The following is a 19,478-nucleotide window of genomic DNA, read 5'->3' on the forward strand; positions in this document are numbered from 1 at the left end:
CCGAGAGTCGGCGCCGACCGCGCCCTCAAGCGGGTCACCGAGTCCTACTGGCGCGGGGAGGCGACGACGGCCGACCTGCACGCGACCGCCGCGCGGGTGCGGCGGGAGAACTGGGAAGCACTCCGGTCCGCCGGAATCGACGAAGTGCCGTGCAACGACTTCTCCTTCTACGATCACGTGCTCGACACCGCCGTCCTCGTCGGCGCGATACCGCCTCGTCATGCGGGACCGGCGGACGACGACGAGTCGGCGGTGCGGCGTTACTTCGGGATGGCCCGGGGCACCGACGGCGCTTCCCCGCTGGAGATGACGAAGTGGTTCGACACCAATTACCACTACCTCGTCCCCGAGATCGGACCCGACACCGACTTCGTCCTCGACCCGCGCAAACCCGTGAGCGAGCTGGCCGAGGCGCTCGACCTCGGGCTCGACGCCCGCCCGGTGCTCCTCGGCCCGATCACGTTTCTCCTGCTGTCCAAGCCGGCGCCCGGCGCACCCGAGGGGTTCGCGCCGATCTCCAGGCTGGACGACCTGCTCGACGTCTACGCCGAACTGCTCGCCACCCTGCGCGGCGCCGGCGCCCGCTGGGTCCAGCTGGACGAACCGGCCCTTGTCCTCGACCAGCCCGAGGAGGTGCTCGCCGCCACCGCGCGGGCCTACGAGCGCCTGGGCGCGGTGAGCCACCGGCCGCAGCTACTGATCGCGACCTACTTCGACACCGTCGGTGCGGCGCTGCCGGTGCTGCGCAACGCCCCGGTGGAGGGCCTGGCCCTCGACTTCACCGGCCCGGCCAGGAGCAACCTCGACGCGCTCGCCGCCGGCGGCGGTCTTCCAGGCAAGCGCCTGATCGCCGGCGTCGTCGACGGCCGCAACGTATGGAAGAACGACCTGCAGGCATCCCTGTCGACGCTCGGCAGGCTGCAGGGCTTCGCCGACGTCGTGGTGGCGCCCTCCTGCTCGTTGCTGCACGTGCCGCTCGACCTCGCCCTCGAGCGCCAGCTTGATCCGCAGATCGCGCGCTGGCTGGCGTTCGCGCGGCAGAAGGTCGACGAGACGGTGACCCTCGCCCGCGGCATGACCGGCGGTCCGGAGGCGATTCGTTCCGAGCTCGCGGCCAATCGAGCCGACCTCGCGAGCCGGGCATCGGCTCCGATGACCCGCAACGCGGCGGTGCGGGACCGGGTCGCAGGCGTGACGCCGGCCGACCTGCGGCGTTCTACGGCGTACGCCGCGCGCGCGACCGCCCAGGCCGCCCGGCTGGCCCTCCCGCCCCTGCCGACGACCACCATCGGGTCGTTCCCGCAGACCAAGGCCCTGCGGGAGGCGCGGGCCGCGCTGCCGACCGGCGCGTTGGCACCGGAGGACTACCGCGCCCGGATCGGAGCGGAGATCAACCGCGTCGTCGGTATCCAGGAGGCGGCCGGCCTCGACGTTCTCGTGCACGGTGAGCCCGAGCGCAACGACATGGTGCAGTACTTCGCCGAGCGGCTCACCGGATTTCTCACCACCCGGCACGGTTGGGTGCAGTCCTTCGGTACCCGTTACGTGCGGCCGCCGGTGATCGCCGGCGACGTATCCCGTCCGGGTCCGATGACCGTCGACTGGGCGAGCTTTGCCCAGGGCCTCACCGACCGTCCGGTCAAGGGCATGCTCACCGGGCCGGTGACGATGCTCAGCTGGTCCTACGTCCGCGACGATCAGCCGCTCGGCGACACCGCCCGACAGGTCGCACTCGCGCTGCGGGACGAGGTCGCCGATCTCGAGGCCGCCGGCCTGGCGATCATCCAGGTCGACGAACCTGCCCTGCGGGAAGGGTTGCCGCTGCGTGCCGCTGCCCGGCCGGACTATCTGCGCTGGGCGACCGAGGCGTTCCGACTGGCCACGAGTGGGGTGCGCGACGACACCCAGATCCACACCCACATGTGCTACGCCGAGTTCGGTGACGTCCTCGACGCGATCGTCGCGCTGGACGCCGACGTGATCAGTCTCGAGGCAGCCCGATCGGACATGGCGGTCGTCCGGGAACTTGCCGACGCCGACTACCCGGCGGCGGTCGGGCCCGGGGTCTATGACATCCACTCGCCGCGGGTGCCGGACACCGCCGAAGTGGTGGCGCTGCTGGATCGCGCGCTGGAGCACCTGCCCGCCGAGCGGGTCTGGGTCAACCCGGACTGCGGCCTGAAGACCCGCAGGGAGGACGAGGTGATCCCGGCCCTGGCCCACATGGTCGAGGCGGCGCGACAGGCCCGCAGCCGGATCGCGGCCGCCGGCTGAGGGCGGCCGGTCAGCCGAGGGTGATGATCGTCGTACAGGTCAGCGATCCGCTGATCGTCGCGGTGCGACTGTGCGCACCGGTCTCCGGGATGACGACCCCGGAGAAGGTGATCGTCATGCCGGTACGCCGGATGGTGGGCGGTTTTGCGACGTGCTGGTCGCTCCAGGCCGCGCCTGCGGACAGCTGAAGCGCGATCCGCGCGTCTGTCGTGCTATCGGTGCTGACCGAGAGGGTGTCCGGGATTCCGGCGGACAGGCTGGTGGATCCCCGGGCGAGTACGCCGGTCGGGGAGTTGGGGCTGTGTACGCAGCTGACCGCGCTGAAGGTGAACTTCTGGTGCAGGCTGCCGGTCGCCAGGGCATGACCGTGGCCGGTCGGGCCGGACTGCGGCGCCCCGACCGGCAGTCCGCCGCCCCCTCCGCCTGCTGCACCAGACGGCGGCCCTGAGGTCGCTGCGACCGGGCCGGCCGGTGCCGACGTGCCGCTCGGGTGCGACTGCGCCGCGGTGCGGCCGAGTAATGCGAAGGCAACCACGACCACAAGTCCACAAAGGACGACGACCCGCCGCGACACAGATTTCACCTCCACATGCTGCGCCATCGGCCTCGACATCGGAGCCGATCATGTGTCAGCGTTGCACGGCGGGCGCTTCCCGGCTCGCGTGACACGGCGCCGATGACCTCGTCGGGCGCCGTCCGAGTGGGAGCATCACGGCTATGACTGTGTCGGGGGCAGTTACCGACGCTGTTCGGCGTACCCACGGGCGGGTCGGGTCGGTCGGCGTATTGACCGGGTCGTTGGTCGCCGTACTCGCCCTGCAGCCGGTGCTCGTCGGGGCCTTCGACGCGCCCGCGGTCCAGGCGTGGGCGACGGTGTTCGTCGCAGTCGTCGTTCAGGCGGTGCCGTTCCTGGTCCTGGGTGTCGTGATCAGTGCTGTGATCGCCACGTTCGTTCCGGCGACCTTTTTCGAGCGGGCCCTCCCCCGGCGGGCGATTGCGGCCGTGCCGGTCGCCGGGCTCGCCGGCGCGGCGCTGCCGGGCTGCGAGTGCGCCTCGGTGCCGATCGCCGGCCGGCTGATGTCCCGCGGCGTCGCAGCGCCTGCAGCGCTGGCGTTTCTGCTGTCCGCGCCGGCGATCAACCCGGTGGTGCGGGTGGCGACCGCGGTCGCCTTCCCCGGCCGTCCGGAGATGGTGCTGGCGCGCTTCGTCGCGTCGTTGGCGGCTGCGGTGGTCGTGGGCTGGGTGTGGGCGCGCTTCGGCCGCGCCGAGTGGACCCGCGCCGTGAGCCGGCCGGCGCCGGTCGACCGCACACTCGCCGGATTCGCCGCGGCGTGCCGGCACGACTTCGTCAACGCCGGCGGTTTCCTGGTGATCGGCAGCTTCACGTCGGCCACCTTGAACGTCGTGGTCCCCCGCAGCGTGCTCGACATGGTCGGCACGTCCTGGCTCGCGGTGCCGATGCTCGCCGTACTCGCTGTGGTGCTGGCGATCTGCTCCGAGGCGGACGCCTTCATCGCGTCGAGTCTGACCCAGTTTTCCTTGACCGCACGATTGGCATTCCTTGTAGTCGGGCCGATGGTCGACATCAAACTGATCGCCATGCAGGCCGGACTCTTCGGCCGGGCCTTCGTCGTCCGCTTCGCACCGCTCGTCTTCGTCGTCGGGATCGCCACCAGCGTCGCGATCGGGGGGTGGTTGCTGTGAACCAGGATGCCCAGAGCCTGCTCGTCGTGCTTGTCGGCGCGGCCGTGACGCGGATCGCGGCGGACGGGAGTTACCAGCTCTACGTCCGCGGCAATCTCCGCCCGTGGCTGCTCATCGCCGGCATCGTGCTCATCGTGATCGGCATCGTGTCCCTGCTCCGCAGCGACCTGCGTCGGCGCGGAAACGACGCCGTCGAGCACGCCGACGACGGGGTGGCCGCCGACGGTGACGGTCACGGGCACGCGCACACCGGCCAGCGCTGGGTGGCCTGGCTGTTGCTGGCACCGATCCTGGTCATCTTTCTCGTCGCTCCCCCGGCCCTGGGCGCCTATACCGCAGCGCATCGGGGCGGTGGCGTCGCGAAGCCGGTGGGCGACAGCACCTTCACCGCATTGCCGGCCGGCAGCGCGGTGCCCGACACGCTGCGGGACTTCTCCGAACGCGCGGTGTGGGACAAGGGCCGCACCCTGACCGGCCGCACGGTCGCGCTCACCGGGTTCGTCACCCCTCGGACCGGCGGCGGGATCTTCCTGACCCGCATGATGATCACCTGTTGTGCCGCCGACGCGAGCCCGATCGAGGTCATGGTCACCGGCACCATTCCGCGGGTGCGGGCCAACGAGTGGCTGAAGGTCACCGGACGCTACGCGGGGCTCGATCACCGCGACGACAACGGTTCCGGGCCGCTCGCAGTTCTGCGGGTCGTACGGATCACGCCGGTCGGCGCCCCGGCCGAGCCCTACGAGTGACCGCAACCGCGACCTATCTCCCAGCGCTCCCATGATCGTGATCGGATCCGTACGGCGTTTCGCGGCTTTATCCGATCACGATCATGGACGTGAGGGCGGGAGCGGGTCAGGACTCCGGTCGGCGGTCAGCGGGTCGGCGGTCAGCGGGTCGGCGGTCAGCGGGGTGCGTCGGCCTCGGCCTCGCGGCTGAGTGCGACCGTCAACGCGTCGAGGGTGCCGGCTTGAATCGCGCGGTGCGCAGCCTCGGCGTCGCGCCGGCGACGGTGCGTGGCGCTCGCCCGGACCACGCCGACCCGGCGGGCGTGACCACGGTCGCCGGAACCGCGCGCAGCGGTGCGGCCGGTGATGGTGCGCGACCGCAGGTGTGCATCGGCGGTCGCCCGGGTGACCGGTGCGCACATCGATCGGTCGCACCGGTGGACGACCAGATGGTCGTCACCTGGTTCGCCGTGCCAGGCGAACCACGCGAAGCGGTGCGCGCTCCATGCCCGGTCGTAGGCCCAGAAGTGCCCGTGGCCGTCGCTGCCGGGCGGACCGATCCATAGGTGACAGCCGTCCGGGACGACGACCACCGACGCGCAGAACCGCCGCCACGTCGTCGGATCGACGTACGGCGGGACGGGTGTCGTGAGCCGGGTCACGTTCCCCAGGATGGGACAGAAATCCTGATGACGCAACGGAACCGATCAGTCACTAGTGGTCACACCGTGGCCAGTCCGTGTTGTCCGTCATGGCGCCCTTCTGCCCCGATATGACGCCGTGGGGTGCAACCCCGACCTGCCGAACGGCTCTGGATGTCGTAGCGTCTGCGCACGTCGACTGGGCTCAACGCTTTCACCATCTGACGGCGAGGAAGGATTCGCAATGTCACTGCATCGGCGGGATTTCCTGCATCTCGCGTGCGGCGGGCTCGCCGGAGGTGCGTTGACGGCCGCCGCCGGGTGCGCCTCCACCGCCCAGGCCAGCGGCGGCCACCGCAAGCTGCGCATCGCTCTCGCCAACTCCTACATCGGCAACAGTTGGCGCATCGAGATGGAGAACCAGTGGAAGGCGGCTCTGCAGATGGAGCCGTTCGCCTCGCAGGTCGAGGGCACGATCTACAACGCCAACAACAACCTCCGCGACCAGTCGCAGGAGATGGCCAACCTGGTGTCGCTGCAGGTCGATGCGATCGTCATCGACGCGGCGTCACCGACCGCGCTCAACGGGATCATCGAGCAGGCTGCGGCGCACGGCATCCTCGTGATCGCATTCGACAACACGGTGAGCACGAAGAAGGCCCTGAACGTCAACACCGACCAATTCAAGTTCGGGCAGTTGCTCGCCGAACATCTCGCCGGCCTGCTGCACGGCAAGGGAAACGTCATCATGGGCACCGGCGTACCGGGGACCACTGTCGACGCCGATCGCAATGCCGGCGCGGAGAAGGTCTGGAAGAAGTACCCCGGGATCAAGGTCGTCAACAAGTTCACCACGATGTGGGACTCATCCGTCGCGCAGAAGAATGCCGCGGCGATCCTGCCTTCACTGCCCAAGATCGACGGCATCTGGGCACAGGGCGGAACTGACGGGATCCTGAAAGCCTTCCAGGGGGCAGGGAAACCGCTTCCACCGACCTGCGGCGAATCGGAGAACGGCTTCCGCAAGTTCCTGGCCGGCATGCCGGGGTATCCCAAGGTGAAGGGACTGTCGATCGGCCAGCCGCCGTACCTCTCGGTCGTGTCGCTCGAGGTCGCGCGGCGGATCCTGCGGCACGAGTACCCCCGGCAGGATGTCGTTCTGCCCTTCCCGTCAGTGACCGACCAGACGGTGAAGGTCGGCCAGACGGTGTTTCCCGAGGTGGCGGACAGCTTCTTCACCGGCTTCACCGACACCTCGGCCCGTCCGGTCTTGCACATGTGCCTGCAGAGCGCACTCAAGGGCACCCCGTGTGCGCACAGCCTCAACGTGAATCTCCCGAAGGAGGCCTGATCGTGCCGACACCGCAGGACGGCCGAGGAGGTACGACGATCACGGGCCCGGCGATCGAGGGTCTCGACATCTCGAAGCACTTCGGTGCCGTGGCCGCTCTGCACGACGCGACGTTCCAGGCCGACTTCGGCGAGATCCACGCCATCATCGGGGAGAACGGCGCCGGCAAGAGCACGATGATCAAGGCGCTGTGCGGGATGCACCAGCCCGACGGCGGGCAGATCCGGATCCGCGGTCAGCAGGAGAGGCTGCGCAGCCCGGACGCCGCCCACGATCACGGGATCGGTGCGGTGTTCCAGGAGCTGACCCTGCTGCCCTGGATGACAGCGGCGGAAAACCTGCTGATCCGCCGGGAACCGCGGCACTTCGGCATCGTCCGCCGCGGCGAGCTCGTCCCCCGGGCCGAGGAGCTCCTCGCGCAGTACGACGTGCACAGCATCGACCCCCGCGAAGTGGTCGCGAACCTGTCGCTGGCCCAGCGCCAGATGCTCGAGGTGGTCCGGACGGTCAGTCGCGAGCCGAGCATCCTCTTCTTCGACGAGCCCACCTCGTCATTGCCCGAGCGGGAGTCGGACTGGCTGTTCCAGTTGCTGCGCCGGCTTCGCGACGAGGGTGCCTGCATCGTCTTCACCTCCCACCGGTGGCGGGAGATCAGCAGCCTCGCCGACCGGGTCACGATCTTCCGCGGCGGCACCGAGGTCGAGACTCGGGACAGGTTCGGCGAGGACGAGGCGGTCCGGCTGATGACCGGCCGGAGTGCCGCGGAGCCGGTCGCGGCGCTGGAGCCGTTGGAGCGTCACGAGCCGGTGCTCGAGGTTCGCGATCTGCAGGGCACCGGCCTGGACGGCGTCTCCTTCGCCGTACACGCCGGCGAGGTGGTGGGCGTCGGCGGCCTAGAGGGCCAGGGGCAACGCGAGCTGTTCCACGCCCTCTTCGGAGTGCAGCGGGCGCAGGGCGTCATCGAGGTCGAGCGGTCGCCCCGGCGGCTGCGCAGTCCGCGCGACGCGATCAAGGCGGGCATCGCGCTCGTGCCGGAGGACCGCAAGGGTGAGGGCCTGCTGCTGCCGATGTCGGTGAAGGAGAATCTCACCCTCAGCGTCCTCAGCTCCCTGTCGCGGGGCGGTTTCAGCAAGCTCCGCGAAGAGCGTCGGGTCGCCGAAGACCTCATGGGCCGGCTCCGGATCCGCGCTCGCGGCTGGGCCCAGCCCGTGCGCGGCCTCAGCGGCGGCAACCAGCAGAAGGCACTGATCGGCCGCTGGCTGCTCACCGACTCGCGGGTGCTGTTGCTCTACGACATCACCCGCGGCGTCGACGTCGCCACCAAGCAGGACCTCTACCGGCTGATGGCCGACCTCGCCGCGCAGGGAAAGGCGATCCTCTACTACTCCTCGGACACCGAGGAGGTCGCGCACCATTCGCATCGGGTCCTGGTCATGCGCGACGGGCGGATCGTCAGCGAGCTCACCGGACCCGACATCGACCCGGAGGCGATCGTCGGGGCCGCCGTACGCGAGGAGGCAACGTCGGCATGACCGGAATCCCCGCCATCCAACAGCGGCGACGCCGCAGCCCGGCCGCGCACGGCCTGAGCCAGAACGCTCCGCTGCTCCTCGGTGTCGGTCTGCTCGTGCTGATGGTCGCGATCTACCTAGGCCTCTACGGCAACCAGATCGGGCGGCTGCCAGGCAACTTCGAGCTGACGTCCACGGCGGACAACGCGCTGCCGTTGGTCTTCGCCGCGCTCGGGCAGTCACTCGTCATCCTGACCGGCGGGATCGACCTGTCCGTCGGCGGAGTCATGGACCTCACCAACAGCGTGTCCGCGCTCGAGATGCACGGCAGTACGGGGCACATGCTGCTCTGGGCCGTGATCATCGTGCTGATCGGTGCGGGTGCCGGACTCTTCAACGGACTGCTGATCGCCTTCGGTCGGCTGCAGCCGATTCTCGTCACTCTCGGGAGCCTCGCCATCTTCCAGGGCCTCGCGCTCAAGGTGCTGCCGCAGCCGGGCGGGCAGGTCGCGAGCGGCGTCACATCGACCCTGGCCAATCCGCGCGAGCCCACGGCGTTCGTGGTGATCGCCGTCGGGCTCCTGCTTTGGTGGCTGTTGCGGCGGTCGTCGCTGGGCATCGGGATCTACGCGATCGGCAACGACCGGCAGGCCGCGCGGGCCAACGGCGTCCCGGTGACCCGCGTCGTACTCGCCACCTACACGATCTCCGGTGCGTTCGTCGGCTTCGCCGGACTGCTGCTCGCCGCGCAGACCACCGGTGGCGACCCGACCGCCGGCGATGTCTTCACCCTCATCTCGATCGCCGCGGCAGTGATCGGCGGTGTGAGCCTGACCGGTGGCCGGGGCAGCGCCGCCGGGGCCGTCGTCGGCGCCTTCGTCCTGACCGTCCTGGTCAACGTGTTGTTCTTCGGCCATGTCGACCCGCTCGAGGAGCCGCTCTACGAAGGGCTCTTCCTGGTCGTCGCCGCGGCGCTCACCGCGTTAGCCGGGTTGCTACTGAGGAGGCGGTTACGGTGAGCGCGGATGTCGGGAAGGTCGCCGACGGGCGCGGTGTCGCGGTCCTCTGGGACCGGTTCAAGCCCGACCGGCGCAAGGCGCTGTACGGCTTCATCGCTGCGGCATTGATCTTCGTCATCGGCGACCAGGTGGAGCCCGGCTTCGCCAGCGGCAGCGGCGTCAAGACCGTGCTGGTGGTGGCGTCGTTCGTCGCGCTGGTCGCGGCCGGTCAGACCTTCGTGATTCTGATCGGCGGCATCGACCTGTCCGTGCCGTGGGTCCTCAACGGCGCCGCCGTCTTACTCGCAGTCACTGCGGCGGGCTCGAATTCCCGTGCGGCGTGGGCGATCCCGCTCACCCTGGCGATGGGGCTGGTCATCGGCCTGGTCAACGGGCTCGGCGTCGCCTTCCTCGCCGTGCCCGCGGTGATCATGACGCTCGGCATGAACGGCGTGATGCAGGGCCTCACACTGGGGTTCACCGGCGGATTCACCTGCGGGTCGTGCTCGTCGGCGGCCCCGGGTGTCGTGCACACCGCGGTGTTCGGGAGCGTGCTGGGCATCCCGGCGGTGCTGATCATCCTGTTCGGCGTCGCCGTCGTCGTCACCCTGGTCCTGAGCTATACGACGTTCGGCCGGCAGGTCTACGGCATCGGCAACAACGAGCGCGCGAGCTACCTGTCCGGGGTCAACGTCAAGATGGTCACCGTCCTGCTTTACGGCCTGTCCGGCCTACTCGCGGCGACGGCGGGGATTCTGCTGATGGGGTACGGCGGCAAGGCCACCCTCGGGATGGGCGACCCGTACCTGTTCGAGTCGATCGCGGCCGCGGTCATCGGTGGGGTCTACATCCTCGGCGGACGCGGGCATTACCTCGGCTCACTGGCGGGCGCAATCATCCTCACCGCGATCATCAGCCTGGCCCTGGCGAAGAACATGCCCGACTACGGCCGCAGCATCGTCTACGGCGCGGTGATCCTGGTCATCCTGCTCATCTACGGCCGCGCCGAACGAGAAACCTAGCGGGCCGAAGCCCGCTGACCACCGCTGACCCCGACGCACTACCGCTATTGGATGCGGACGTGGTCGGTGGCGGTGTTATCACCCGGTGTGCTGTCAGTGGGTGCGACGACGGCGGTGGTGGTCAGCAACTGGCCCGCACGTGCGGCGATGTGCACCTGCAGGGACAGCACGCTGGTGTGCTTGACCCCGATCGCCGCGGTCTGGGTACACGATCCTGACTGGCCGTGGCCGTTGCACGTCCAGACAGATCCCTTGGTCCATGTCGGTGTGAGCCCGCCCGGAAAGGCAACCGACACCGTGGTCGTGCCGGCGGTGGCGGCGGTGCCCGTGTTGGTCACGGTGAACCGGTACCCGCCGTTGTGGCCGGCCACGAAGGCGCCCGGACGGGCGATGGAGACGGCCAGGTCGGCGCGTGGCGGCGCCGGCCGGATCGTGACCGACAGACCCTTGGTGGCGGTATGCGCCGGGCTGGCGGCATCAGTCACGTGGACCGTGAAGCTCGACGTTGCCGCCTTGGTCGGGGTCCCGGTGACGGTCCCGTTCGAGTGCAGGGTCAACCCGGCCGGCAGTGAGCTGCCGCTGGTCAGCGCCCAACTGTAGGGGGCGATCCCGCCGGTGGCCGCGAGCGTCCTGGCGTACTTGGCACCGACCGTTCCCGCCGGCAGCGGACTGGCCGTGGCGATCGCCAGCGCCTTTGCCGGGGTGACCGCGTTGGAACGGGCCGAAGCCGGTCCGATGCCGACGGAGTTCTTGGCGGTCACCGTGAAGGTGTATTTGGTGCCGTTGGTCAGTCCGGTCACGGTGATCGGACTGACTGTCCCGGTCGCGGTTCTCCCGCCAGGACTGGCGGTGACGGTGTAGCTGGTGATCGGCGCCCCACCGTCGTTCACGGGCGGTGTGAACCGCACGATAGCCGTGCCGTCGCCGCCCGTTGCCGATCCGATCGTCGGCGCACCGGCCGGCGCCGGAGCAGGAGCGACGTGCACGACCAACGTCCGCGTCGCGGGGTTACCGAAGCCGTTGTTCGCCAGCAACGAGACCGTGTATGTCCCGGCGGCGGACGGTGTGCCCGACAGCGTGCCGTCAGGTGCGATCGCGAGTCCGGGCGGCAGCGTGCCGGCGTTCAGGCTGACCGTCGGTGTGGGCGAGCCGCTGGTGCGGACGACATAGGAGTACGGGGTGCCGACGGTCGCGGTGGGCGGGTCGCCCACGCCGAACGTGGCCTGCGCGTTGGCAGGTGTGATCGTCAGGTGCACGCGCGAGTATTGGAAGGGCGCGTAGGCCACGGCGAGGTCGAGGGTGCCGGGTGTCGGCCCGGCGGTGACGCCACCGATGCTGAAGCGGCCGTCCGGACCGGTGACACTTTGCACCGAGGTGGTGCCATTGTCGAAGGTCGCGGTCGGGCCGTCGGTCAGGAGCAGCGCGACGAAGCTGACGCCGGAGATGCCGTTGCCGTAGTCGTCCACCCAGTGACCAGTGGCGGTGCCCGGGAACCTCGTACCGGCCGTCGTGCTCGGCGTAATCCCGTCGATCGTCATGTGACCGGTGGCTCCCGGGTTCACGAACACAGACATGGCGTACGTCGTCTCGCCGTACGGTCCGAGGGCCGCGAGCCGGAAGTCGTACTCCCCGGCCTTGGTCGTCGTCCCGGACAGCAAGCCGTTGGAGGAGAGCGTCAGCCAGGTCGGCAATGAGCCACCTACCGCCACGATCTGCGGCGTCGGCCAGCTGGTCGTCGTCAGCTGATACGAGAACGGCTGGCCGGCCGTGGCTCGCATCGGGGTGGGGTTCACCATTCCCGGTGTGTCGGCGACGCCGTAGTCGATGTTCACGTAGCCGCCATCGGTGTTGTCCCCGGCGGTGTTCGAGGTGTTCAGCGCGTCCGGGGTCAGGTAGCTGGATCCACCGCCACCGCCGGATGAGCCGCCGCCGCCGCCGCCGTACAGGCCGCCTCCACCGCCGGCGCCGCCGGTAGTGAGGGTGTCGGTGGAACTGGCGCTGCCACCGTGGCCGCCGAGCTCGAAGGTGCCCGCCGACTCGCCGGTGGCATGGTCGTTGGTGCCGGCGGCTCCGCCCTGGCTCTGGGTGCCGCCGCGGGCGGCGCCGTACTGCGCTTCGGCGTTGAACACCGAACCGTCGGCTCCGGTCAATCCACCACCGTCCCCGCCAGGGGACTGCTGATCGAAGGCCGCCGAGCCCGTGCCGCCACCGCCGCCGGCTGCGGCGAAAAGAAGGGTGTTGTCGAGGCTTACCTGGGATGCCCCGCCGCCGCCGGCGCCCGGGTCATCACCGGAGCCGCCGTCACCACCGCCGCCGGCACCACCGGCGCCGCCGCCGACCACGGAGTTGTAGAAGCCCTGCACGCTTCCGCCCTGGCCGCCGATGCCGATCGTGTAGGTCTGGCCGGGTGTGACCGTCAGCACGCCGCTGACCTGCCCGCCCTTGCCTCCGTCGGTGGTCTTGCCCTGATAGGTGGTCTCCGAGCCACCGGAGCCGCCGTCGAGCCGGAAAACGGCGGTGGTGACACCGGCCGGCACTGTCCAGCTCGTCGTACCGGCCACGGGGAACAGAATGTGGCCGGCCACGGCGGCGGATGCCGGCGACGCCCCGACCAGCACCAGCCCGCCCACGGCGGCCAGCAGCGCTGCGGAGGCAGCCACTGCAGTGCGCCAGATTCCGGTCAGCTGAAACGTCATCAGGAGTCCTCCGGGTCGGTACGGCGTGAGGTGCGCGGGTCGCGAAATTGCGCTTTCGCGACCATCCCGCGCGGTGCGGGGCGAAGTGCAGGGTGTGCTGGGGGAAACGCCGGGAGTGTGGTCGTCAGGGACGGCGTTCGCCGGCGACGCCAGGGGCGGGGCCGGTGTCGCGGATGAGGGTCTCGGCCATGACGCGCCAGGAGCGGTCGGGTCCGCGGCGCGCGATGGAGCTCACGGTGCCGAACACGGCGCTGGGGACTCCGCTCTGGTCGGTGCCGCGCATGCTCCATCGCCCCGCGAGCAACGCGATCTCGCCGATGATCAGGCTGCGCTGCACCTGTACGTCGTAGGCCAGCTTGGCCTCCACCGCCCCGGCGAGCACCTGTCGAATTGCATCCAGGCCGATTGCGGGTGCTTCGGTGTCGGTCGCCTGGATGGCGTCCGGTTCGTAGTAGCTGAGCGCGGCGTCCAGGTCCCCGTCGCCGATGGCGTCGGCAATGAGGTGGCAGAGTTCATCGGGCAGCGCTGCGAGCGCCGGTCGGATGACGTCGCCGCCATCGGTATCACCGGTCACTGTGCACAGCCACCAGGCCGCGGGTGTGCTGCTGCGGCATTGGGTCGCCTCCGGCGCCGACGGTGGGATGCGTGTCGGCTCAGCTTCGGCTCTGGTGCAGGGGGAATTGCGGGGGGACAGAGCCATTCAGGCCAGCCGGTCGGGGACGTCGTGCCGTATTCTCGGATAGTTGACGGCTGCGAACCTTTCGTGGCCGGGCGTGGTCGACCGGAGCGGACGGACCAGCCACGGATGGGGGGCGGGAAGTGGCCACGGCTACGGGCTTTCAGGTCACCACCCCGCTCCGGGCGCCGCGCAGCACGCTGGTGGGACGAGACGGTGAGATCGCGCTGCTGCTGCAGGCCATGACGTCCTCGCGGCTGGTGACGTTGACGGGATCCGGCGGGGTGGGCAAGACCCGGCTCGCCCTGGCGACGGCACACACTGACGCCGTCGCCGGCCTGGTGCCGGACGGGGTGGCCGTTGCCGAGCTGGCCGCGGTGTCCGACGCCACGCTCATCGCTGACACCGTGCGCGTCGCGCTCGGCATATCCGAGGCTCCCGGGCATGCGGCGACCACGGCAATCATCGAGGGTGTCGGCGCTGCGGCGGTGTTGCTGGTGCTCGACAATTGCGAGCATCTGAGCGCCGCCGCCACCGAACTGGTAGACGATCTGCTCGACGGATGTCCGCACCTTCGGGTGTTGGCCACCAGCCGCGAGCCGCTCGCCGTCGGTGGTGAGGCGCTCTGGCCGGTGCACCCGTTGCCGGTCCCACCCGCCGGCGCAGTGGCTTCTGAAGTGGTCACGAACAGCGCAGCAGGTCAGCTCTTCGAGCAGCGCGCCCAGGCGGTGCTGCCGTCGTTCCGGCTCACCGACGCGAACGCGCCCAGCGTCGCTCGGGTGTGCCGCCGAGTCGGGGGGCTGCCGTTGGCGATTGAGCTCGCGGCCGCCCGAGTGCGGCTGCTGTCGGTCGAGCAGATCGCCGCCGGATTGTCTGACGTTCTGGGGCTGCTCGTCGGTGGCGCGCGGACCACGCCGGCACGGCAACAAAGCCTGCGGGCCACCATGGACTGGAGCAACGCCCTGCTCAGTGATTCCGAACGGACCGTCTTCAGGCGACTCGGCGTTTTCCCGGGCGGCTTCGACCTGCCGGCCGCGCAGGCCATCGCCGCTGGTTCCGACGTCACGGCCGGTGAACTGCTCGAAGTCCTCGCCCGACTGGTGGACCAGTCGTTACTTACGGCGCTGCCGGCCGGTCAGCAGGTGCGCTACCGACTACTGTCCCCGATCCGCGACTACGCCCGCGAGCAGCTTGCCGCCGCAGGCGAGCAGGCCACCGTCGCCGCGGCCCATCTGGGCTTCTATGCCGAGATGGTGGAGCGCGCCGAACCGCTACTGTCCGGACCACAACAGACCGACGAGCTCGACAAGCTCGAACTCGACGGCAACAACCTGCGGTCCGCACTGAGATTCGCCGCCGAATCCGGCAGCCCGCCGGCCGGCCTGCGGATGGCCGCCGGACTGGTGCGGCTGTGTGTGGTACGCGGGCACTACCGGGAGGGCCGGCACTGGTTGGACTGGGCCGCGACAGCCGATATGACTGCGCCAGAACCGATGCGCGCCAAGGCACTGCTCGGAAGCGGTCAACTCGCCTTCCTGTCCTGCGATTATCCGGCTGCGGTGCGACGACTGGAGGCCAGTCTGCAGCTATACCGTCGCCTCGGTGACCGGCCCGGCATCGCGATGGTGCTGCACGGACTCGGTGGCGTCGCGCGCGAGCGGGGTCGCTACGCCCGCGCAGAGGACTTGTACCGGCAATCCCTGCAACTGGCCGAAGCCGATGGCGCCCGCGCGCAGATTGCCCAAGCCCGCGGGTATCTCGGATTTCTCGCCTGGCTGCAAGGCGACTGGCCACAGGCGATCATCGAAACCGAGGAGGCGCTGCAAGCATTCCGGCAACTCGGCGACGGCGAGGGCACCGTCTGGTCATTGCTGAGCCTCGGCACAGTCGCCCAATACCGCGATGAACACGCCACAGCGGCCGAGCTGCTCGAGCAGGCCCACCGACTGGCCCAGCGTTTGGGCTACCGCGAGGGCGTCGCCTGGTGTCTGCACGAACTCGGCCTGCTCGCGCTACGCCGCGGCGACGCAAACGCTGAACCGCTATTACTTGATGCGCTGTCTCGACACCGTGACCTCGGCGACCGGTGGCGTACCGCAAGCGTGCTGGACGACCTGGCGGCTTGCGTGCAGACCCGCGGCGATCATCGCCGCGCCGTCGCCCTCCTGGCCGCGGCCGCGCAGGTACGCACCGCCATCGGGACCGAACTGGCGCCCTGCGAGCAGGCCGACCACCGCCGCGTCGAGGCCGACGCCCGAAAACATCTCGCCGAAGAGGAGTTCGCCGCTGCCTGGCTGCACGGGCAGGGAGTGACACTCAACGAGCTGATCGCCGTGCCGCCGGTCGCTCCCGCGACGAGCCCGGCCCGGAGCGCAACCGAGCCGGATGGCGTCCGGTCGACCTCGACCGTGCGACCGCTGCGGATCAGAGTATTGGGCGCCTGCACCGTGCACCGCGGCGAGCACCTGCTCACTACCGCCGACTGGGGTTACGGCAAACCCCGCGAGCTGTTCTTCCTGCTCGCCAGCTCAGCCGCGCTGACCAAATCCACCATCGGCGTCGCGCTCTGGCCCGACCTGGACGGACAGCAACTACGCAATGCGTTCCACACCGCTCTGCGCGATCTCCGCCGCGCGGTCGGCGACCCGCACTGGATCCGCTACGCCGGCGGGCGTTACACCCTTGATCGCATCCGCGAGCACAGCTCGGACATCGAGATCTTCCAAGAAGCTCTCGCCACCGCCGGCCGCGCCCGGCCACCGGAGGCGGCATTGCCTCACCTGCAACGTGCGGTCGCCGCCTACGGCGGAGAATTCGGTCCCGGCCTGCCCGACACCGAGTGGGTCGAGACCCGGCGCAGCGAGTTCGCCCGTGCCGCGGCACAGGCGCTGTCGGATCTCGGTCGATTGCTCGCCAACGCCCGCCGCTACGACGAAGCGGCCGAGGTCTACCGCACCGCGGTCACCCGTGATCCCCTCGACGAGGCCGCCCACCGGCATCTGATGACGTGCCTGAGCAACCTCGGCGAGATCGGACAGGCGGCCCGGGAGTACGAACAACTCGTCCGACGGCTGCACACCGAGCTTGGCGTCGCTCCGGCTCGGGAAACGCGAGATGCCTACGAGCGACTGAAGCTGGCCGACTGATTCTCAGGTGTGAACGCACTACTAGTGCGGGTCTGCGGACCGGTATTTTTGCTTGAAAGCGTCCCAGTCCCATCCTGGATGGCCCTGCTTCCCGTCGAAGAACCGCTCGGCGGCGGCGCGGCCGTTGTCGAAGAGCATCTGCTGCGTCTTCTCGTCGAGATCGAACTGGGTCGCCTTGACGCCACCGGTGTCGACGAAGATCGTTCGGTCCAGCACGGACGGGTCATCGATGTGCAGCCGGTCGTAAAAGCCGGTCATCGTCCCGATCATCGCGCGGGTGAGGCTGATGGTGTCGTGTACGTCGTTGATCACGCCATCCATCGCGCCGGGGCGGGCGGACAGCTTGATGCCGAAGGTCGGCCAGCGTGGCTCGCGGTCCGCCGGAGCGTCGAAGACGTCGATGGGGAAGTTGGACAACATGCCGCCATCGACGAGCAGGCAGCGTTTGTGCGTGACGTGGTCGGTCATGCTGACCGGCCGGTAGAAGAACGGGATCGACATCGACGCCCGAACGGCGTCCGCGACCGGCTGCTGATCGGTGACGCAGTCATAGCGGCCGAAGTCCCACGGCAGCCGCCGTAGCGCTCCCTGACTGACGTCGGAGGTCATCACGACCAGCCGGTAGGCCCGCTCCGGCGGAAGCGGGTGTTCGGTGTCGTTGTAGGCGAGGTCGCCGAAGGTACGCACGCCGGCGCCGCGCAGCTGGTCCGACACCCAGGAGCGGGCGTAGTTGCCCAGGTAGATGCCCTGCTTGAGGAGCAGGGAGATGCCCTTGCCGACATGCCCGACCCGGTCGAGAAGGTCGCCGTCCTGGAACTTGTTGTAGTCGAGCTTCTTCATGGCGGCTTCGATGTCGGACGCGGACATACCGGCGGCGACGAGGGCCCCCACGATCGAGCCCGCGGACGTGCCCGCGACCCGTTTGAACTGATAGCCGCGCTCCTCGAGCACGCTGACCGCGCCGACCAGGCCGATCCCCTTGACGCCGCCGCCTTCGAGCACGAGGTCCGCAAACATGGTGCACCCTCCAGACCCAGCAAGCCGCACAGCGGCTGCACTCAGTCGGCGGGCACCTCATCCGGCCGGACACCCTGCAGGACACCGCGCCGCCGAACACGGCCGGGCACCAGCCGATGAGAGGATGACACACGCCGCCGCCAGCTGCGGGGCGAACGGCGTATCGGCTGCCACCCGATTTCGGGCCCGGTGTGCTCGGCCGGCTTGGCCGGTTCGTCGACCCGCTCCTCCATTCGGGGCAGTACGACGACCATGGCGATCACCAGCAGCAGGAAGCCCGCTGCGGCCAGTAAGAATGTGGGCACACTGTTCATTTCTGAGGCCGCCTCTCCCCCGCGCTCCGGCGACTGAATGTCTGTTGTCTCTTGCAGCGAGTCTCCTGGAGAGGCGGACCGCGATCGTCACCCAGTGAGGGTGAGATCAGTCGGGAGCCGAAGAGCGCCGGCCGGCGATCATGCCGACCCGCTCGTAATCGGTGTACTGGTGGTCGGCCACCTCGTGCCAGTCGAACACGCGATGGACGGTCCCGCCCGCCTCCTCGATCCACGCCCGGGCCGAGGCTTCACTGACCGGGTGCATCTCCATGGTCGAGTCGGCTGTGTCGTGGTCCGTCCTCGACCGATCCGCGCGGCGCCCCCGCGGCCAACGGCTGGAGGTGACCGACACCGGCGCGTCGAGCGGGCCCGAGCCCCGGTCGGCGAACCAGGCCACGCCCTCCTGTACGGCGTCCACCCGCAGCAGATGACGGCCGTGGCCCCTTGGCGCCGTGACCTCGAGCTCGACCCGAGCGGAGGCGCCCGGCGGGAGGTCGTGCGGCAGCGGAGCACGGGCGTCGTCGCCGACCATGAGCGCACCATCCGGCCGCAGCCACCGGTTACCTATCGACACCTGGTACCACCCGTTCGTACCCGTAGCCGGCAGCGTCGACGACCCGGTGTTACGCACCGTCACCTCGATGAGCTGCCGGGTCCCGGCCGGCAGCCGGCGCGGCCACTGCTGCGGGGTCAGCTCGACCCGGAACGCGTCGTCGGGAAGCGGGCGATCCGCCCCACGCACCGGCTCGGTGACCAGCTGGATCAGGAGCAGGCCGTCGTCTGCGAGCACCCGGAGAAACTCGGCGACGTACCGTCGGACGAACCGTGGCTCGATGTGCTGGAGGACATGGGCGGTGTAGACGAAATCGAACCGGCCGGCTGGGAAAAGCGCGAGGTCACCGGTGGCGTTGAGGTGGTAGCGGACCCGCGGGCCGTGCGCGTTCCAGGACCGCGCAGTGGCCAACATCGAGTCGGCGATGTCCACGCCGTCGACCTCGGCGAAATGCTCGGCAAGCGCCTGCGTCAGCCGGCCGACGCCGCAGCCGAAGTCGAGCGCACGGTTCGCCGGGGCGGGGACGCCGATTTCCTCCGCCACGGCGCCGACGACCGACGATGCCCGGTCGATCTCGGACCGCCCACTGGCGAGGAAGTCCTCGCGCCGCCATCGGCCGTACCGCGTTCCCGGCCAGGTCAGAACCGCCCACAGGGGGTCCCGGGTGCCGAAACGTTCCCAGTGGGCACGAAGGTCAGCCAACTCCACCCGGAAACCCTAGGACACCGCGGGATCGGACCAAATCTGTGACCAGTGCCGTACGACGAATCAGTCACCACACGGTGACGTGCGCGCTACTCTCGTCCCTGGTTGGGCAGTCAGCCGTGGGTTCATCGTCGTCCGGCGC

Annotated in this window: 15 protein-coding genes; 8 read left to right on the forward strand and 7 right to left on the reverse strand. The window is 69.7% G+C overall.

The genetic code is table 11. The annotated features are described in order from the left end of the window. The coding region (gene metE, locus VGH85_16310; GenBank protein HEY2175371.1) for a 5-methyltetrahydropteroyltriglutamate--homocysteine S-methyltransferase at positions 1–2,274 on the forward strand (2,274 nt) is incomplete at its 5' end. A 10-nt stretch (positions 2,275–2,284) separates the two neighbouring features. Here metE and VGH85_16315 read toward each other — a convergent pair. Next, a complete protein-coding gene (locus tag VGH85_16315; GenBank protein ID HEY2175372.1) occupies positions 2,285–2,857 on the reverse strand; it encodes a hypothetical protein in 573 nt (190 codons plus the stop codon). 134 nt (positions 2,858–2,991) lie between these two features. Here VGH85_16315 and VGH85_16320 point away from each other — a divergent pair, with 134 nt between their 5' ends. Continuing rightward, a complete protein-coding gene (locus tag VGH85_16320; protein HEY2175373.1) occupies positions 2,992–3,978 on the forward strand; it encodes a permease in 987 nt (328 codons plus the stop codon). Next, complete coding sequence (locus VGH85_16325) at positions 3,975–4,727, forward strand: TIGR03943 family protein (GenBank protein HEY2175374.1); 753 nt, start codon at positions 3,975–3,977, stop codon at positions 4,725–4,727. Before VGH85_16320 ends, VGH85_16325 begins: the two co-directional genes overlap by 4 nt. A 155-nt stretch (positions 4,728–4,882) precedes the next feature. Here VGH85_16325 and VGH85_16330 read toward each other — a convergent pair whose 3' ends face one another. Then, the gene (locus VGH85_16330; GenBank protein ID HEY2175375.1) at positions 4,883–5,368 is read right to left on the reverse strand and encodes a hypothetical protein; all 486 of its coding nucleotides are present in this window, start codon (positions 5,366–5,368) and stop codon (positions 4,883–4,885) included. Positions 5,369–5,591: 223 nt separating this feature from the next. On the opposite strand from VGH85_16330, the gene VGH85_16335 reads away from it, so the two are divergent. Genes VGH85_16335 through VGH85_16350 form a run of 4 tightly spaced genes read left to right on the forward strand, consistent with a single transcriptional unit; the run spans position 5,592 to position 10,229 of the window. After that, positions 5,592–6,698: a sugar ABC transporter substrate-binding protein gene (locus VGH85_16335; protein ID HEY2175376.1), complete on the forward strand. Its 1,107-nt coding sequence runs from the start codon at positions 5,592–5,594 to the stop codon at positions 6,696–6,698. A 2-nt stretch (positions 6,699–6,700) separates the two neighbouring features. Beyond that, positions 6,701–8,230: a sugar ABC transporter ATP-binding protein gene (locus VGH85_16340; GenBank protein ID HEY2175377.1), complete on the forward strand. Its 1,530-nt coding sequence runs from the start codon at positions 6,701–6,703 to the stop codon at positions 8,228–8,230. Continuing rightward, the gene (locus tag VGH85_16345) at positions 8,227–9,228 is read left to right on the forward strand and encodes an ABC transporter permease (protein HEY2175378.1); all 1,002 of its coding nucleotides are present in this window, start codon (positions 8,227–8,229) and stop codon (positions 9,226–9,228) included. The genes VGH85_16340 and VGH85_16345 overlap by 4 nt, the downstream gene beginning before the upstream one ends. Next, entirely contained in the window at positions 9,225–10,229 is a 1,005-nt protein-coding gene (locus VGH85_16350; protein ID HEY2175379.1) for an ABC transporter permease, read from the forward strand. Before VGH85_16345 ends, VGH85_16350 begins: the two co-directional genes overlap by 4 nt. Before the next feature lie 44 nt (positions 10,230–10,273). Here the strand turns inward: VGH85_16350 and VGH85_16355 are convergent, their stop codons facing one another. Both VGH85_16355 and VGH85_16360 read right to left on the reverse strand, forming a co-directional pair. Further along, on the reverse strand, positions 10,274–12,925 hold the full coding sequence (locus VGH85_16355) for a fibronectin type III domain-containing protein (protein HEY2175380.1): 2,652 nt from the start codon (positions 12,923–12,925) through the stop codon (positions 10,274–10,276). A gap of 124 nt (positions 12,926–13,049) precedes the next feature. After that, a complete protein-coding gene (locus VGH85_16360) occupies positions 13,050–13,499 on the reverse strand; it encodes a nuclear transport factor 2 family protein (GenBank protein ID HEY2175381.1) in 450 nt (149 codons plus the stop codon). A gap of 245 nt (positions 13,500–13,744) precedes the next feature. On the opposite strand from VGH85_16360, the gene VGH85_16365 reads away from it, so the two are divergent. Further along, positions 13,745–16,747, forward strand: a complete 3,003-nt coding sequence (locus tag VGH85_16365) for a tetratricopeptide repeat protein (GenBank protein HEY2175382.1) — start codon at positions 13,745–13,747, stop codon at positions 16,745–16,747. A 21-nt stretch (positions 16,748–16,768) separates the two neighbouring features. Here the strand turns inward: VGH85_16365 and VGH85_16370 are convergent, their stop codons facing one another. From VGH85_16370 to VGH85_16380, 3 genes are all read right to left on the reverse strand, one after another. Further along, positions 16,769–17,764 carry a patatin-like phospholipase family protein gene (locus tag VGH85_16370; GenBank protein ID HEY2175383.1) on the reverse strand — a complete coding sequence of 332 codons (996 nt, stop codon included), beginning with the start codon at positions 17,762–17,764 and terminating at the stop codon, positions 16,769–16,771. 41 nt (positions 17,765–17,805) lie between these two features. After that, entirely contained in the window at positions 17,806–18,069 is a 264-nt protein-coding gene (locus tag VGH85_16375) for a hypothetical protein (protein ID HEY2175384.1), read from the reverse strand. A gap of 115 nt (positions 18,070–18,184) precedes the next feature. After that, complete coding sequence (locus tag VGH85_16380) at positions 18,185–19,339, reverse strand: class I SAM-dependent methyltransferase (GenBank protein HEY2175385.1); 1,155 nt, start codon at positions 19,337–19,339, stop codon at positions 18,185–18,187. Positions 19,340–19,478: the final 139 nt, after the last annotated feature.

The sequence above is a fragment of the Mycobacteriales bacterium genome (genome assembly GCA_036497565.1).
GTDB lineage: Bacteria > Actinomycetota > Actinomycetes > Mycobacteriales > QHCD01 > DASXJE01.

Coding starts and splice junctions, on each gene's coding strand:
- VGH85_16335 (HEY2175376.1), top strand. CDS start 5,592: ATGTCACTGCATCGGCGGGATTTCCTGCATCTCGCGTGCGGCGGGCTC.
- VGH85_16345 (HEY2175378.1), top strand. CDS start 8,227: ATGACCGGAATCCCCGCCATCCAACAGCGGCGACGCCGCAGCCCGGCC.
- VGH85_16370 (HEY2175383.1), bottom strand. CDS start 17,764: ATGTTTGCGGACCTCGTGCTCGAAGGCGGCGGCGTCAAGGGGATCGGC.
- VGH85_16320 (HEY2175373.1), top strand. CDS start 2,992: ATGACTGTGTCGGGGGCAGTTACCGACGCTGTTCGGCGTACCCACGGG.
- VGH85_16355 (HEY2175380.1), bottom strand. CDS start 12,925: ATGACGTTTCAGCTGACCGGAATCTGGCGCACTGCAGTGGCTGCCTCC.